The sequence below is a fragment of the Brevundimonas sp. GW821-FHT10A07 genome (assembly GCF_059415785.1).
In genome coordinates this window covers 84,790-98,374 of record NZ_JBWKNX010000011.1, presented here as the reverse complement: position 1 = coordinate 98,374, position 13,585 = coordinate 84,790, and the positions used below count along the sequence as shown (strand labels likewise).

Annotated in this window: 13 protein-coding genes and 1 tRNA gene; 10 read left to right on the top strand and 4 right to left on the bottom strand. The window is 64.8% G+C overall.

What is annotated here, in order from left to right:
* Positions 1–86: 86 nt before the first annotated feature.
* The 4 genes from AC07NC_RS10925 (at position 87) to AC07NC_RS10910 (ending at position 3,221) form a co-directional block, all read left to right on the top strand.
* Positions 87–767 carry an SURF1 family protein gene (locus AC07NC_RS10925; RefSeq protein ID WP_492073906.1) on the top strand — a complete coding sequence of 227 codons (681 nt, stop codon included), beginning with the start codon at positions 87–89 and terminating at the stop codon, positions 765–767.
* A complete protein-coding gene (locus AC07NC_RS10920; RefSeq protein ID WP_008261611.1) occupies positions 764–2,095 on the top strand; it encodes an ATP-binding protein in 1,332 nt (443 codons plus the stop codon). Before AC07NC_RS10925 ends, AC07NC_RS10920 begins: the two co-directional genes overlap by 4 nt.
* Positions 2,088–2,624: a response regulator transcription factor gene (locus AC07NC_RS10915; protein ID WP_008264133.1), complete on the top strand. Its 537-nt coding sequence runs from the start codon at positions 2,088–2,090 to the stop codon at positions 2,622–2,624. Before AC07NC_RS10920 ends, AC07NC_RS10915 begins: the two co-directional genes overlap by 8 nt.
* A gap of 90 nt (positions 2,625–2,714) precedes the next feature.
* Positions 2,715–3,221, top strand: coding sequence for a ClbS/DfsB family four-helix bundle protein (locus AC07NC_RS10910; RefSeq protein ID WP_494569554.1), 507 nt, complete (start codon positions 2,715–2,717; stop codon positions 3,219–3,221).
* 239 nt (positions 3,222–3,460) lie between these two features.
* Here AC07NC_RS10910 and AC07NC_RS10905 read toward each other — a convergent pair whose 3' ends face one another.
* The 3 genes from AC07NC_RS10905 to AC07NC_RS10895 form a co-directional block, all read right to left on the bottom strand.
* The gene (locus AC07NC_RS10905) at positions 3,461–3,958 is read right to left on the bottom strand and encodes a DUF8051 family protein (RefSeq protein ID WP_492073913.1); all 498 of its coding nucleotides are present in this window, start codon (positions 3,956–3,958) and stop codon (positions 3,461–3,463) included.
* A gap of 4 nt (positions 3,959–3,962) precedes the next feature.
* Positions 3,963–4,637, bottom strand: coding sequence for a TetR/AcrR family transcriptional regulator (locus AC07NC_RS10900; RefSeq protein WP_494569553.1), 675 nt, complete (start codon positions 4,635–4,637; stop codon positions 3,963–3,965).
* Between the two features lie 240 nt (positions 4,638–4,877).
* A tRNA-Ser gene (locus AC07NC_RS10895) sits at positions 4,878–4,967 on the bottom strand.
* A gap of 108 nt (positions 4,968–5,075) precedes the next feature.
* Here AC07NC_RS10895 and AC07NC_RS10890 point away from each other — a divergent pair.
* The 6 genes from AC07NC_RS10890 to AC07NC_RS10865 all read left to right on the top strand — a co-directional run bounded on the left by AC07NC_RS10890 (position 5,076) and on the right by AC07NC_RS10865 (position 11,679).
* The gene (locus AC07NC_RS10890; RefSeq protein WP_494569552.1) at positions 5,076–5,888 is read left to right on the top strand and encodes a septal ring lytic transglycosylase RlpA family protein; all 813 of its coding nucleotides are present in this window, start codon (positions 5,076–5,078) and stop codon (positions 5,886–5,888) included.
* 49 nt (positions 5,889–5,937) lie between these two features.
* Positions 5,938–6,570 carry a dTMP kinase gene (tmk, locus tag AC07NC_RS10885; RefSeq protein ID WP_292099346.1) on the top strand — a complete coding sequence of 211 codons (633 nt, stop codon included), beginning with the start codon at positions 5,938–5,940 and terminating at the stop codon, positions 6,568–6,570.
* Positions 6,567–7,559 (top strand): DNA polymerase III subunit delta', encoded by a 993-nt coding sequence (locus AC07NC_RS10880; RefSeq protein ID WP_494569551.1) that lies wholly within the window; start codon positions 6,567–6,569, stop codon positions 7,557–7,559. The genes tmk and AC07NC_RS10880 overlap by 4 nt, the downstream gene beginning before the upstream one ends.
* Positions 7,559–8,341, top strand: a complete 783-nt coding sequence (locus AC07NC_RS10875) for a TatD family hydrolase (RefSeq protein ID WP_494569550.1) — start codon at positions 7,559–7,561, stop codon at positions 8,339–8,341. The genes AC07NC_RS10880 and AC07NC_RS10875 overlap by 1 nt, the downstream gene beginning before the upstream one ends.
* Entirely contained in the window at positions 8,338–9,132 is a 795-nt protein-coding gene (locus AC07NC_RS10870; protein WP_494569549.1) for an MBL fold metallo-hydrolase, read from the top strand. Before AC07NC_RS10875 ends, AC07NC_RS10870 begins: the two co-directional genes overlap by 4 nt.
* A 516-nt stretch (positions 9,133–9,648) precedes the next feature.
* Positions 9,649–11,679: a DUF3857 domain-containing protein gene (locus AC07NC_RS10865; protein WP_494569548.1), complete on the top strand. Its 2,031-nt coding sequence runs from the start codon at positions 9,649–9,651 to the stop codon at positions 11,677–11,679.
* A 242-nt stretch (positions 11,680–11,921) separates the two neighbouring features.
* Here AC07NC_RS10865 and AC07NC_RS10860 read toward each other — a convergent pair whose 3' ends face one another.
* Positions 11,922–13,535, bottom strand: a complete 1,614-nt coding sequence (locus AC07NC_RS10860) for an NAD(P)/FAD-dependent oxidoreductase (protein ID WP_494569547.1) — start codon at positions 13,533–13,535, stop codon at positions 11,922–11,924.
* Positions 13,536–13,585 lie beyond the last annotated feature (50 nt).

Genomic DNA, 13,585 nt, shown 5'->3' with positions numbered 1-13,585 from the left:
AGGCCCGGGAGATCGCCATCAAGGCCCAGGGCCCAATCGCGCCGCGTCTGTCGCCGACCCTGTTCTGGGCCGGCTTCGGCGCGGCGTTGCTGTTTGCGGGCTTCGTCGCCCTGGGCGGATGGCAGTTGCAGCGACTGGCGTGGAAGACCGACCTGATCGCCCAGGTCGAAGCGAGGGTGCACGCCGCGCCGCAACCCGCGCCGGAGCCGGACGCCTGGTCGACGGTGTCGAGAGAGACGGACCAGTATCGTCGCGTCACGGCGCGGGGCGTTTTTCGACATGACCGGGAGACCCTGGTTCAGGCCGTCACGGATTACGGCGCCGGATTCTGGGTCATGACGCCGCTGCAGACCGACGCCGGCGCCACAATCCTGATCAATCGGGGCTTCGTCACGCCACAGCGTCGTTTGCAAAAGGATCGACCGGGCGGGCAGGCGACGGGCGAACAACAGGTGACCGGCCTGTTGCGCATCACCGAACCCAGGGGCGGTTTTCTGCGCACGAATGACCCGGCGGGCGACCGCTGGTACTCTCGCGACATTGCGGCCATCGCTGCGGCCCGGGGGCTGTCGAATGTCGCGCCCTATTTCATAGACGCCGACGCGACGCCCAATCCCGACGGCTGGCCCAGGGGCGGTCTGACCATCGTGAAATTTCCCAATAGCCATCTCGTCTACGCCCTGACCTGGTTCGGCATGGCCCTGATGACCCTTGTCGGCTTCTGGCTCGTGGCCCGCGAAGTCCGGCGCCGTCGATCCGCGCAATGACCAAGACGCTTCAACGCCTGCTGGGCATCGGCGACTGGCGCGAGACGGCGGTGTCGCAGGAAACCGCGAACCGGCGAAATCTTCGCCTGCTGATCCAGTTGCGCTGGCTGGCCGTCGCCGGTCAGGTCGCCACCATACTGCTGGTCCATTTTGTCATGGGCATCCGCCTGCCGGTCTTCTGGCTGCTGATCGCACCCGCCGGCTTGGCCCTGGTCAATCTGGTCAGCGTCCCGCTGACGCAGCGCCGGGACGCCATCTCGGATCAGGAACTCATGCTGGCCCTGCTGGCCGATGTCGCGGCCCTGACGTGGCAGCTTTTCCTCACCGGCGGCGCGGCCAATCCGTTCGTGGCCCTCTATCTGCTGCAGGTCGTGCTCGGCGCGGTGCTCCTGGCCCCCGTCTACGCCTGGTCGCTGATCGGCGTCACCAGTCTGTGTTTCGCCGGCCTTGGCGTATTCAACCGGCCGCTGAACCTGCCGCCCGACAGCGAGGACGCTCTGTTGAGCCTCTATATGCAGGGCAGCCTGATCTGTTTCCTGCTGATGGCGGTGCTGCTGGTGCTGTTCATGACGCGGATCAACGACAATCTGCGCGCCCGCGACGCCTATGTCGCCGATGTGCGCCAGCAGGCGACGGAACAGGATCACATCGTGCGCATGGGCCTGCTGGCTTCGGGGGCGGCGCACGAACTGGGTACGCCCCTGGCGTCGCTGTCGGTCATATTGAGCGACTGGCGAAGGATGCCGATGCTGAAGGCCGATGCGGACCTGAAGCAGGACATGGACGTGATGCAGGCCGAGGTCGAACGCTGCAAGGCCATCGTCACCGGCATCCTGATGTCGGCGGGCGAGGCGAGAGGCCAGGCGCCGATGCGCACGACCATGGGCCGGTTTCTGAATGAGGTGGTTCAGGGCTGGAGCGCCCGTGACGCCCGTGTCCGGGTCGAGGTCACGGCATGGACCGGACCCGATCCGAGCGTCATCGCCGACCCCGCCCTGCGTCAGGTCTTCGGCGTCCTGTTCGACAATGCGGTGGAGGCGGGGGCTCGCCGCATCTTCGTGTCTCCGGTCGTTCGCGACGGGCAGCTGGAATTTGCGATCCGCGACAATGGGCCCGGCTTTCCAGCCACGATTCTGGAGCGGCTGGGCAAACCCTATAACTCGACGAAGGATCGCCCCGGCGCGGGTTTGGGCTTGTTTCTTCTGGTGAATGTGATGCGTTCGCTGGGCGGCGCGGTTGAAGCGTCCAATCCCCCAGCTGGCGGCGGCGAGGTGCGGTTGATCCTCCCCATCGCCGCCCTGGCGCCGCAGGAGATGTCCGATGACTGATGAAACCCCGACCCTGTTGATCGTCGAGGATGACGAATCCTTCTCGCGCACCCTGCGCAAGTCCTTCGAACGGCGGGGGTATACGGTGGTCAGCGCGGACGGCCCCGATCAGATGGCCGAGGTGTTGAAAATTCACCGGCCGGGCTTCGCCGTGGTCGATCTCAAACTGGGCGGCGCGTCGGGCCTGGGGTGCGTCTCGACCCTTCGCGCCTTTGACGCCGACATGAACATCGTCGTCCTGACCGGCTTCGCCAGTATCGCCACGGCCGTGGAGGCGATCAAACTGGGCGCCCGTCACTATCTGGCCAAGCCGGCCAGCACCGATGACATCGAAGCCGCCTTCGGCAAGGCGTCGGGCGACGCCGCGACGCCCCTGACCAGCCGCCCGACCTCGATCAAGACCCTGGAATGGGAACGGATTCACGAGACCCTGGTGGAGACGGACTTCAACATCTCCGAAGCCGCTCGCCGCCTCGGCATGCACCGCCGCACCCTGGCCCGGAAACTTGAGAAGCGTCGCGTGACCTGAAAGGGGGCGGTCAGGGCGATCGCTCGGCAAATGGCCGGCCGAGTTGGGCGGATCATTTCGAAGATCGATGCTTACATGGGAAGGAGCCTTATGGCTGTTCCAACCTCAAAGATGGAATTGCTGACCGCCATTACGACCACGTTCGCAAAGCTGATGGCGGATTTAGCGAAAATTCCGCCGAACCGCGCACGTGAGGCCACGATGAAGGGGCATGCCGACGGAACCACCATGAGCCCGGCCGATCTGGTGGCCTATCTGGTCGGATGGAACGAGTTGGTTCTGAAATGGCTGGATCGTGACGACCGGGATGAACCGGTTGACTATCCCGAGGCCGGTTTCAAATGGAACCAACTCGGCCTGCTGGCGCAGAAATTCTACGCCGATTGCAACGCAATCGAATGGCCTGAACTGCTCGCCCGTCTGGAGGATGCGAAGACAGGACTGATGGTGACGATCACGGCCCGGTCAGATAAGGAACTGTATGGCGGCGCTTGGTACGGGAAATGGACCAAGGGGCGTATGATTCAGTTCAATACCTCATCCGCTTACGCCAATGCCCGAGCCCGAGTTCGGGCGTGGCAGAAGGCGCAAGACTGAAAACTCGGTCTTGTCGGCAGGCCTATCGACAAGCGCGGATCGACGGCGCGGAAAGGGGCGGCGTGTGCGTAGCTATCGCGCACAACATCGCATCATAGCGTAAAATCGACAGGATGGCGGGCCACGCCCGACGATGATGAGCACTACGTCTACGCTATAGCCCTCTAACGCCGCCTTGGCATTGGATGTGACCTGCGCATTTAGTCGAATTTTATGCCGCAATTTTCTCGGAACCCGCCCTAAATGCCCATCGCGGATTTGGTCGCAAAAGCGACAATGATCAGCGCCAGAAGGACAAGGCCGAATATGACCGGCCTGGGCAATAATGGCGTGACTGCGGGCGCCGAGTTCGCCGTGGTGTGCCGAGATAGAATAAGCGAGGCGGTGGCGAGAACGACGCCCAGTCCTGTGCCGATCCATTCCAGCGCTGCCAGGAGCATCGACATCGGGTTGGACGGCACGGGAAAAATACGGCCGAGATCGAGCAGGTAGACGCCGACGAAGGCGAAACCCGCCAGCGCGGACCAGCCGCATCCTCTGCCCGCTTTCGTGACGGTATAGGCGAGTACAAGGCTACCCAAACCAAGCACCGTCAAAAACACGTTGAATGCGCCGAGCACAATGGATGGATAGGCACTGAAATCTCGCGTTTCAACGAATCCCCCGGGAACCATCAGCGCCAGATTCAGGGCGGATGCGACCAAGAGCGTTGCGATGACGAGGCGGGAACTTGGCATTGGACTATTCCTTGTACGATTTGGAGGCTTGCGCCGATGTGTCGCCGCCATCGCTTGGCGCGAGCATCGCTGTGAACATGCTGAACACACGGTGGTTGATGGCGCGCGCGTCCTGGGGGTGAAGTGTTTGCGCGTTCAGGGCGAACCAACGGTCGGCCTCCCGCGCGGCCGCGAAGGCCATCTCCGTCAGCAAGGCAAGCGGCAAGTCCGAGCGGATGGCGCCGATCTGTTGTCCAGTTTCGATCAGCCGCTCAAATTGGGTATGGAGAGCATCGAGCAGATCCGCGATGGCGGCCTGTGCCGCTGCTTCCCGATAGATGCCACGTCCCAACTCCGCCAAGCGGTCGTTCTGCTTGAGGACCGCCGTCACGTGGCCAAAGAGTGCGGCGGTCTGTTGCCAGTAATCGGCAACGGACCCTGGCTGAACCGGGCTCGCGTCAATCAAGCCCGCAAGTTCGGTGATGGCGCGTTCAATGACGGCGCGATAGAGTTCGCCCTTGTCCGCGAAGTAATAATAGGCCTGCCCCTTGCTGAGCGCGGCACGCGTTAGAATTCGGTTCATCGACGCGCCCTCGAACCCGAGCGCCCTGAATTCCTCTTCTGCTATATCGAGCCAGGCGGCGCGTTGCTGAGCGGGAAGTTGCCGCAGTCGCACACGTGCCTGAAGTCGCTGATCCATGGGACGATCCGTCATACCAACCGCGGTCGCTCAAGCATATTTAGACCGACGGTCTAAATATGTCCAGCCTACCAATAACGGGTCGGTCATTCGGGTGGAGGAGCGTGTCTGCTTACCGCGAATTTGGCCACAAAGGATCAGGCCAGGAAACTGGTCGGTCGCAACGAAATGAACGGCAATCGACGGCAATAGGGCCGCTGTAGCGCGCAATATCGCACGATGGCGTAGAATCGGCGGGGCTGGCGGAAGCGGTGGGATTCGAACCCACGGACGGCTCTCACCGTCGCTGGTTTTCAAGACCAGTGCCTTAAACCACTCGGCCACACTTCCTTGCCGCGCTGAGCGGAGGCGGACGCCATAGCAGGCGAACGGCGCATTAACCAAAGCGGAAATGTCTTCGGTCATCCTGTTTTTGAGGATCGAGGCGAGGTGCGACCGATGACGACCGGACAATGGATGCGGAACGGCCTGATCCTGAGCCTGTTCGCGCTGCTGGCGGCCTGTTCGACCGTCGGCGGCAAAGGCGGCGCGAGCGGAATTCCCGTGGTCAAGGATCCGGCGCCGATCGTGTCGGGGACGATGCGGCCCTATCAGGTGCGCGGACGCTGGTACACGCCCAAGGAGCAGCCGGACTACGAGGAGGTCGGTATGGCCTCCTGGTACGGCGACGCCTTCAACGGACGGCCGACCTCAAGCGGCGAGCGGTTCGACATGCACCAGTTGACGGCGGCCCATAAGACCCTGCCGCTGCCGGGACTGGTCGAGGTCACCAATCTGGAGAACGGCCGCCGGCTGGTGGTGCGGGTCAATGATCGGGGGCCGTTCGTGGACAGCCGGATCATCGACCTGTCGCGCGAGGCGGCGCAGGAGTTGGGGATGTTGTCCCAGGGCGTCGGGCGGGTGCGGGTCCGGTACCTGGGGCGCGCCCCCCGACAGGGTGGCGGGACGATCCTGCGGGCCGAAGGGCCGGCCAGAGCGCCAAGCTCGGCCCCGGCGCCCGCGCCTTCGCCCCCTCAGGTGGCTGTCGTTGCGGAGGTCGCGAGCTTCTGGGTGCAGGCGGGGACCTTCTCGGACCAGGGCGAGGCGAGCCGAATCGCGGAGCATTTGAGCGGATGGGTGCGCGCCGACCGGAATGGCGGGCGCTATAATGTCGTGGTCGGTCCGTGGGAGAGCGCCAACGCGGCCGAGGCTGCGCGCCAATCCGTCGTGGCGAAGGGTTATGTCGGCGCCCTGTTGATATCGGGCAGTTGATCGCGCGCACGGGCTTGCGTCCGGCGGGCCGCGCGCGCCATGAAGGCGCGTGACCCGTGGAAAATTCATAAGCTTCGAAGGCGGCGAGGGCTCCGGCAAGTCGACTCAGGTCGGACGGCTGGTCGAGCGGCTGCAGCCCGTCCTGGGCGATCGCACTGTCGTGCGGACGCGTGAACCGGGAGGTTCGAAAGGGGCGGAGGTGATCCGCAACCTGGTCGTGGCCACCGACGCCGAGCCCTGGTCGGCCATGACCGAGACCCTGCTGATGTACGCCTCGCGATCGGACCATCTGGAGCGGACCATTCGGCCGGCGCTGGAAGCCGGCGACTGGGTGGTGTGCGACCGGTTCGCCGACAGCAGTCGGGCCTATCAGGGCGCGGGCGGGGGCGTGGCCCAGAGCTTTATCGAACAGATCGATGCGGGCGTGGTCGGGACCGACCAACCGGACCTGACCCTGGTGTTCGACCTGCCGGTCGAGGTGGGGTTGGAGCGGGCGTTCGGGCGCGGCCTGTTCGAGACCCGGTTCGAGTCCAAGGGGCTGGAGTTCCATAGGCGACTGCGCGAGGGCTTTCTGAGGATCGTCGAGGCCCATCCGGAGCGGTGCGTGCTGATCGACGCCGTGGGATCGCTGGACGAGGTCGAGGCGCGGGTTTGGCGGGCGGTTCAGGATCGGCTGCTGTGAGCGACGATCATCCCCGCGACCGGTTCGACCTGGTCCCTGATGCGGCGGCGGAAGCGGCCTTTCTGGACGCCTGGGAGCGGGGGAGGCTGCACCATGCCTGGCTGCTGTGCGGGGTCGAGGGGACGGGTAAGGCGACCTTCGCCTATCGCGCGGCGCGGCGGCTGCTGGGGGCGGCGGCCGATCCGGCGCGGGGGCCGCTGGGCGCGCGACGCGAGGATCCCGTCAGTCGACTGATCTCGGCCCAGTCGCATCCCGACCTGCTGGTGCTGGAACGGCTGGTCGAGGGCGGAAAGACCAAGAAGTCGATCTCGGTCGACCAGTCGCGCGACCTGCCCGAGTTCTTTTCCAAGAGCCCGTCCCAGGCCCAGCACCGGGTGGCGATCATCGACGCTGCGGACGACCTGAACCTCAACGCGGCCAACGCCTTGCTGAAGGTTCTGGAGGAGCCGCCCGAGCGGGGCGTGCTGTTCCTGGTGACCCACGCGCCGGGACGGCTGCTGGCCACGATCCGGTCGCGCTGCCGGCGGCTGAGCTTCCCCATATGGACGCCGGAGCGGCTGGAGACCCTGGTGCGGAACCGGACGGGAGCCGAGCCGGAGGAAGCCGAGCATGCGGCGGCCATGGCGGGCGGATCGCCGGGCGCGGCCCTGGCCCTGGCGTCGGGGGCGACCTTCGAGATGGATCAATTGGCGCGGCGCTGGGTCGAGGGGGATGTGGACCGGGCCGAGGCCCTGGCCATCGCCGACAAGTTCCGGGGCGCGGAAGGCCAGGAGCGGTTCGAGACCCTGATGGATCGGTTGATCGCGGCGGTGCGGATGCGGGCTCTGAGCAGTCCGGCCGGCGCAGGCAACCGCTGGGCCGAGCTGTGGGAGCGGCTGCAGCCCTTGCCGGAGCGGGCGGCGGGGCTGAACCTGGACAAGGCCGATGTGCTGGCCGGGGCGCTGGCGGACTTGAAGCGGGTCCAGGCCCAGCAGGCGCGGATGGGCTGATGCTGATCGACAGCCATGTGAACCTGCACGCGCCCCAGTTCGACGAGGACCGGGACGCGGTGATCGCCCGGGCGCGCGAGGCCGGGGTCGGCCTGATGGTCGAGATCTCGGACAAGCTGACCACCTTTGAAGCGACCCATGGGATCGCCATGGCCAACCCCGACATCTGGTGCACGGTGGGGGTCCATCCGCACGAGGCCAAGGATGCGGCGGAGCTGACGGCGGCGACCCTGATCGAGCTGGCGCAGCGGCCCAAGGTGGTGGGGATCGGGGAGTGCGGCCTGGACTTCCACTATGACTTCAGCCCGCGCGAGATCCAGGCGGCGGTGTTCCGCCAGCATGTGGCGGCGGCGCGGGAGACGGGTCTGCCGCTGGTGATCCATACCCGCGAGGCGGATGAGGTCATGGGGGCGATCCTGAAGGAGGAGCACGCCGCCGGGCCGTTCAAGATGCTGATGCACTGCTACACCAGCGGGGCGGAACTGGCGGGTATCGCTGCGGAACTGGGGGCCTGGTTCTCGGTCTCGGGCATCGCCACCTTCAAGGCGGCCGAGGATGTGCGGGCGGTGATCCGGGACATGCCGGCCGAGCGTATAATCGTCGAGACCGACTGCCCCTATCTGGCGCCCATCCCGCATCGGGGGCGGCGCAACGAGCCGGCCTATATCGGCCATGTGCTGGACAAGCTTGCCGAGATCAGGGGCTGGAGCGCCGAGGAGGCGGACCTGAGAACCACCGAGGCCTTCTTCGGCCTCTTTGACCGGATACCGAGATCGGCATGAGCTTCGAAGTCGTCATCCTGGGCAGCGGATCCTCGGGCGGGGTGCCGCGGGGCGACGGCGACTGGGGCGTCTGCGACCCGGCCGAGCCGAGGAACCGGCGGACGCGCTGCGCGATGCTGGCGAGGAAGACCGGGCCGGAGGGGATGACCAATGTCCTGATCGACACCTCGCCGGACCTGCGCGAACAGATGCTGGCCTCGGGGACCCGGCATGTGGACGCCGTCCTCTATACCCACGACCATGCGGACCAGACCCACGGGATCGACGATCTGCGCACCTTCGCGACGCGGGCGCGCAAGCGGATCCCGGCCTGGATGGACGCGGCGACGCTGAACTCCCTGTCGCACCGGTTCGACTATATCTTCGAGAGCAAGTTCGGCTATCCGCCGCTGCTGGACGCCCAGGTCATCCCGCCGCACGGGACGGCCTGGTCGGTGGTGGGGCCGGGGGGCGCGATCCCGGTCGTGACCTTTGATCAGGGGCACGGGCCGATCCGGTCGGTCGGCTATCGGCTGGGCGACATGGCCTATTCCAGCGACGTGTCGGACCTGGACGAGGCGGCGATCCGCGCGGTGGCCGGATGCCAGATCTGGATCGTCGACGCCCTGCGCTACACCCCCCATCCGACCCATGCCCATCTGGATCGGACGCTGGAGTGGATCGCGGCGGCGGACGTCGAGCGGGCCGTGCTGACGAACCTGCATATCGACATGGATTACAAGGAATTGTCGGCGATTGTTCCTGCGAATGTCGAGGTCGGGTTCGACGGCTGGCGCTGCATGATCGGCTGAGTTTTGGCAGGCCTGTCTAAAAACAGGGTGACAAACCGCCAAACCGCCAAATGCGCCAAATGCGCCATGGGGCGCCTGCTGCGGCGTTAGGATCGGCTGAGGCCGGTCGGTTTGGCGCGAAAACAGGGTGACAACCGTGCCAAAGGCGCCAAACGCTCCAGGGGCGACGACTGTGGCGTTGATGAGGAGCGGACGTCGCAGGCGGACTGCGGCGCGCGCCCGATGTCAAAGACCGGGCGACGAGGCTAACATAGTCTGGATGCGTGTTAGGTCGATGGCCGTTCGGGCGCATTAGGGTGTTGAAATTATTAGGTTCAGTTCGGTAAATTAGGAGGGGAGAGCTTCGTTTGCCGGCCTGGGTTCAGGTGTAGGGCCTCCGGCTGGAAAGCGGACATCGCGCGCGATCAGCGCCCCATCGTATCGACGCGACCTCTTTTGATTGCGACAGGATGCAAGCGCCACTTGAATGTGGTGGCGCGCCCGCCACAATGGCGTGCAGTGGTGTGGGGGAAAGAAATGCGTGTTTCTGTAATAATTTTGGCGTCTATTTTTGTCGCAGGTTCTGCATACGCGCAGTCCGCACAAGTCCTTCGAGGTCCTGCTCCCGCATGGGCTAAACCCTCGACGCCAATTGTAGTACCAGAACACGTCACCGGCCCGTTGTTCATCCGTCGGCAGGACCTGGAAATCCACCTTAGTGACCAAGGGCAGGCCCAGTACTTCGGGTATCGCGTCAAAATCCTACAATCGAGCGCTCTGCAACTTGGGAACATCTCGATTGCTTGGAATCCCAGTTCCGATGCTCCGATCGTTCACGAAATTAAGCTGTTCCGTAATGATCAGGTCATCGATGTTCTGAAAGACTCATCCTTCGAGATACTACGCCGCGAAGACCAGTTGGAAATGGCGAAGCTCGACGGAACGTTGACTGCGATCCTTCGCATCCCCGGCCTGCGGGTGGGCGACGAATTGGAAGTGAATCTAACCACTTTCGTGAACGACCCCACCCTAGGGCAAAACGAATCAGGCCTTCTAGTGCTCACGCCCAATCCGTCGCCCGGCCGGTACCGCCTGGGATTAAGCTGGGATCAGGGACACAAGCCCAACTTTAAAATGGCCGACGACATGAGGGCGGCGATGACGGTGGGCGAGCGCGCAATCGATTTTCGCTTCGACAATCCGGCAGGCCTTTCTCCGCCCAAGGACGCACCGGCGCGCTACCAGTGGCAACGCGCCCTGGAGTATACAGACTTCGCCGACTGGGCGGCTCTTTCACGGCACTTCGCGCCCCTCTACGGGATAGCCGCAACACTTGACGCCGATTCCGAGATCAAGCGTGAGGCCAGCCGTATCGCTACCGCGCAAACGAGTCCTCTCGATCGCGCGAGCGCCGCACTGAAGTTGGTTCAGCGGGACGTGCGATACATCTATGTGGGTCTCAATGGCCGAAATCTGACACCGGCCCCGGCCGATGAGACCTGGCAGCGCCGTTATGGTGATTGCAAGGGAAAGACCGCGCTGCTGCTGGCGCTGCTTCACGAACTGGGAATTGATGCGGAGGCGGTGCTTGTAAACTCACGCGGCGCCGATGATGGCCTCGATCAGCGTCTGCCTGTCCCGCAATATTTCGATCATGTGCTTGTGCGCGCGCACATCGAGGGCGCCGTCTATTGGCTGGACGGCACGCTCCCACCAGTGGCCCGGCCGAGCGCACGACCAGTATTCCCGGTACACTGGTTCCTGCCGCTCACTGAGCAAGGCAGTGAACTCCAGAAGCTTACATGGCAACCTGCGACCACGCCCGACGAGATAAACTTGTATGAGATCGACGCGCGCGCTGGCTTTGACGAGCCGGCGCGGATCGTTTCGACTGAAATCGTTCGCGGCATCAAAGGCTTGCAGAAGCAGGTGCAATTCTCCGCAGTATCGACCGGGCAGTTGTTGGATGTTTTCCGTCAGAGCGCCATCGGCGATGCCTGGGAGACGATCGACGATGTTCAGTGGCGCTATGATCAGGCAGCGGGCGCCAGCATCCTCACGATCAGTGGGACCAGAACGATTGACTGGGACGATGACGGCCGTGGGGCCAAGTCACTAGCGCTCCCAGGCGGCGGATTCAGCCCGCCCGAGCGACGGGTGCGGGCGGCGGATCAGGACCAGACTGCGCCCTTCTACACCGAGCCGGAATACACCTGCCACGTTACTACTGTTCGACTGCCAAGCTCAACCCAGGCGAAGCAGTGGTCATCGACAGACAGCTTTGATACGCGTCTGTTTGGGCGGAACTACTACCGCGCGTGGGAACTGCGCGATGGATCTATACGCATGGTCCGTGGATCGCGCATCGAACAGCCAGAGATTGATGCAAGCACCGCGCGGCGCGATAACGAACGGATTGCTGCGTTCGACAACAGCATGGGCTCGATATATTTCAATCAGCCAGGACGAAAGGCGTCCGTTGGCGCCGGAGAGACCGTGCCGGCCACCTATGACATTGACTGGACGGCCGGCGAAGCGCCGTGTGTGTCGCCGACGGAAAACAACTAGCGGCAATGCGATGGGCTAGGCGCAAAGGTGACAACCTTTGGCGAAACTCGAATGAGGGTAGACGTCTGCTCCCCCCTCTGAAGAGGTCCGGATTGTCGCACGATTGCGGCTGCTACGCTCCAGTAGCAACCGGCCAAGGGCATCCAAAAGCTGACGGTGAGGCTCGTGGGCGCTGTCTGTGTTCGACCGAGAGCGTTTGGAAACTTCCGACAGGTTTCAGCGTGGCTTATGCGCCGCTTTGTCTACGCCGCCCCCTCCGCGACCATCGACCGGGCGACGGCTTCGGCCACCTTGATGCCGTCGACGGCGGCCGACAGGATGCCGCCGGCATAGCCGGCGCCTTCGCCGGCAGGGAAGAGGCCGCGCACGTTCAGGCTCTGGAAGTCGGCGCCGCGGGTCATTCGGATCGGGGATGAACTGCGGGTTTCGACGCCGGTCAGAACCGCCTGGGCGTCGTCGTAGCGGGCGATCTTGCGGCCGAATACGGGCAGGGCCTCGCGCATGGCGGCGATCACATAGTCGGGCATCAGGGGCGCTAGGTCGGTCGGGCGCACGCCCGGCTTATAGCTGGGGACGACCTCGCCCAGCGCGGTCGAGGGGCGGCCCGCCAGGAAGTCGCCGACCAGCTGGCCCGGCGCGAAATAGTCGCCGCCGCCGGCCGCATAGGCGCGGGTCTCCAGATCCCGTTGCAGTTCGATGCCCGCCAGCGGGTGGTCGCTCCCGTAATCCTCGGGCGAGATGCCGACCACGAAGCCGGAGTTCGCGTTCCGCTCATTGCGCGAATACTGGCTCATGCCGTTGGTCACGACGCGGCCGGGCTCGCTGGTCGCCGCGACCACCGTGCCGCCCGGGCACATGCAGAAGCTGTAGACGGTGCGGCCGTTCGAGCAGTGGTGCGAGAGCGTATAGGCCGCCGCGCCCAGATCAGGGTGGCCGGCGCAGGGGCCGAACATGGCCTTGTCGATCCAGGATTGCGGATGCTCGATGCGGAAACCGATCGAGAACGGCTTGGCCTCGATATGGACGCCGCGCTCGTAGAGGGTCTGGAAGGTGTCGCGCGACGAATGGCCGATGGCGAAGACCACGTGATCGGCCTCCAGCGTCTCGCCGGTGTGCAGTCGCACGCCCCGGAGGGCGCCCTTGTCGAGATCGATGTCCGTGACCCGGTGCTCGAAGCGGTACTCGCCGCCCAGCCGTTCGATCTTCTCGCGCATGGCCTCGACCATGGTCACCAGGCGGAAGGTGCCGATGTGCGGGTGGGCCTCGGTGAGGATTTCCTCCGGCGCCCCGGCCGCGACGAATTCGGTCAACACCTTGCGGGCCAGGAAGCGCGGATCCTTGATCTGGCTGTAGAGCTTGCCGTCGGAGAAGGTGCCCGCGCCGCCCTCGCCGAACTGCACGTTGGATTCCGGGTCCAACTTGCTGCTTCGCCACAGGCCCCAGGTGTCCTTGGTCCGCTGCCGCACCACTTTTCCGCGGTCGAGGATGATCGGCTTGAACCCCATCTCGGCCAGGATCAGCCCGGCGAACAGGCCGCACGGCCCGGCCCCGATCACGACCGGCCGCAGGCGTTCGGTCTTGGGTGCGACAGCGACCGGGCGATAGGCGACGTCCGGCGTCGGCGCCACGTGCACGTCGTCTGCAAGGCGGGCCAGCACCGCCGCTTCATCCCTCAGCTCGACGTCGAGGATGTAGACTTTCAGAATCGCGGATTTCCGGCGCGCGTCGTGCGCCCGCTTCCATATCGACCAAGAGACAAGATCGTGCGGCGGCACGCCCAGGCGGGCGGCGATCGCGGCGGGCAAGGCCTCCGGCGGGTGGTCGAGGGGCAGTTTGAGTTCTGACAGGCGCAACATCGGGGGCGTTCTAGCCGGTCGAGTCTTTGGATCCTAGGCGCAAGGCCCAG

What these genes read in the sequence shown, in the direction of transcription:
- AC07NC_RS10920 (WP_008261611.1), top strand. Translation starts at nt 764, where the DNA reads ATGACCAAGACGCTTCAACGCCTGCTGGGCATCGGCGACTGGCGCGAG.
- AC07NC_RS10865 (WP_494569548.1), top strand. Translation starts at nt 9,649, where the DNA reads ATGCGTGTTTCTGTAATAATTTTGGCGTCTATTTTTGTCGCAGGTTCT.
- AC07NC_RS10910 (WP_494569554.1), top strand. Translation starts at nt 2,715, where the DNA reads ATGGCTGTTCCAACCTCAAAGATGGAATTGCTGACCGCCATTACGACC.
- AC07NC_RS10915 (WP_008264133.1), top strand. Translation starts at nt 2,088, where the DNA reads ATGACTGATGAAACCCCGACCCTGTTGATCGTCGAGGATGACGAATCC.
- AC07NC_RS10860 (WP_494569547.1), bottom strand. Translation starts at nt 13,535, where the DNA reads ATGTTGCGCCTGTCAGAACTCAAACTGCCCCTCGACCACCCGCCGGAG.
- AC07NC_RS10890 (WP_494569552.1), top strand. Translation starts at nt 5,076, where the DNA reads ATGACGACCGGACAATGGATGCGGAACGGCCTGATCCTGAGCCTGTTC.
- AC07NC_RS10900 (WP_494569553.1), bottom strand. Translation starts at nt 4,637, where the DNA reads ATGGATCAGCGACTTCAGGCACGTGTGCGACTGCGGCAACTTCCCGCT.
- AC07NC_RS10905 (WP_492073913.1), bottom strand. Translation starts at nt 3,958, where the DNA reads ATGCCAAGTTCCCGCCTCGTCATCGCAACGCTCTTGGTCGCATCCGCC.
- AC07NC_RS10875 (WP_494569550.1), top strand. Translation starts at nt 7,559, where the DNA reads ATGCTGATCGACAGCCATGTGAACCTGCACGCGCCCCAGTTCGACGAG.
- AC07NC_RS10870 (WP_494569549.1), top strand. Translation starts at nt 8,338, where the DNA reads ATGAGCTTCGAAGTCGTCATCCTGGGCAGCGGATCCTCGGGCGGGGTG.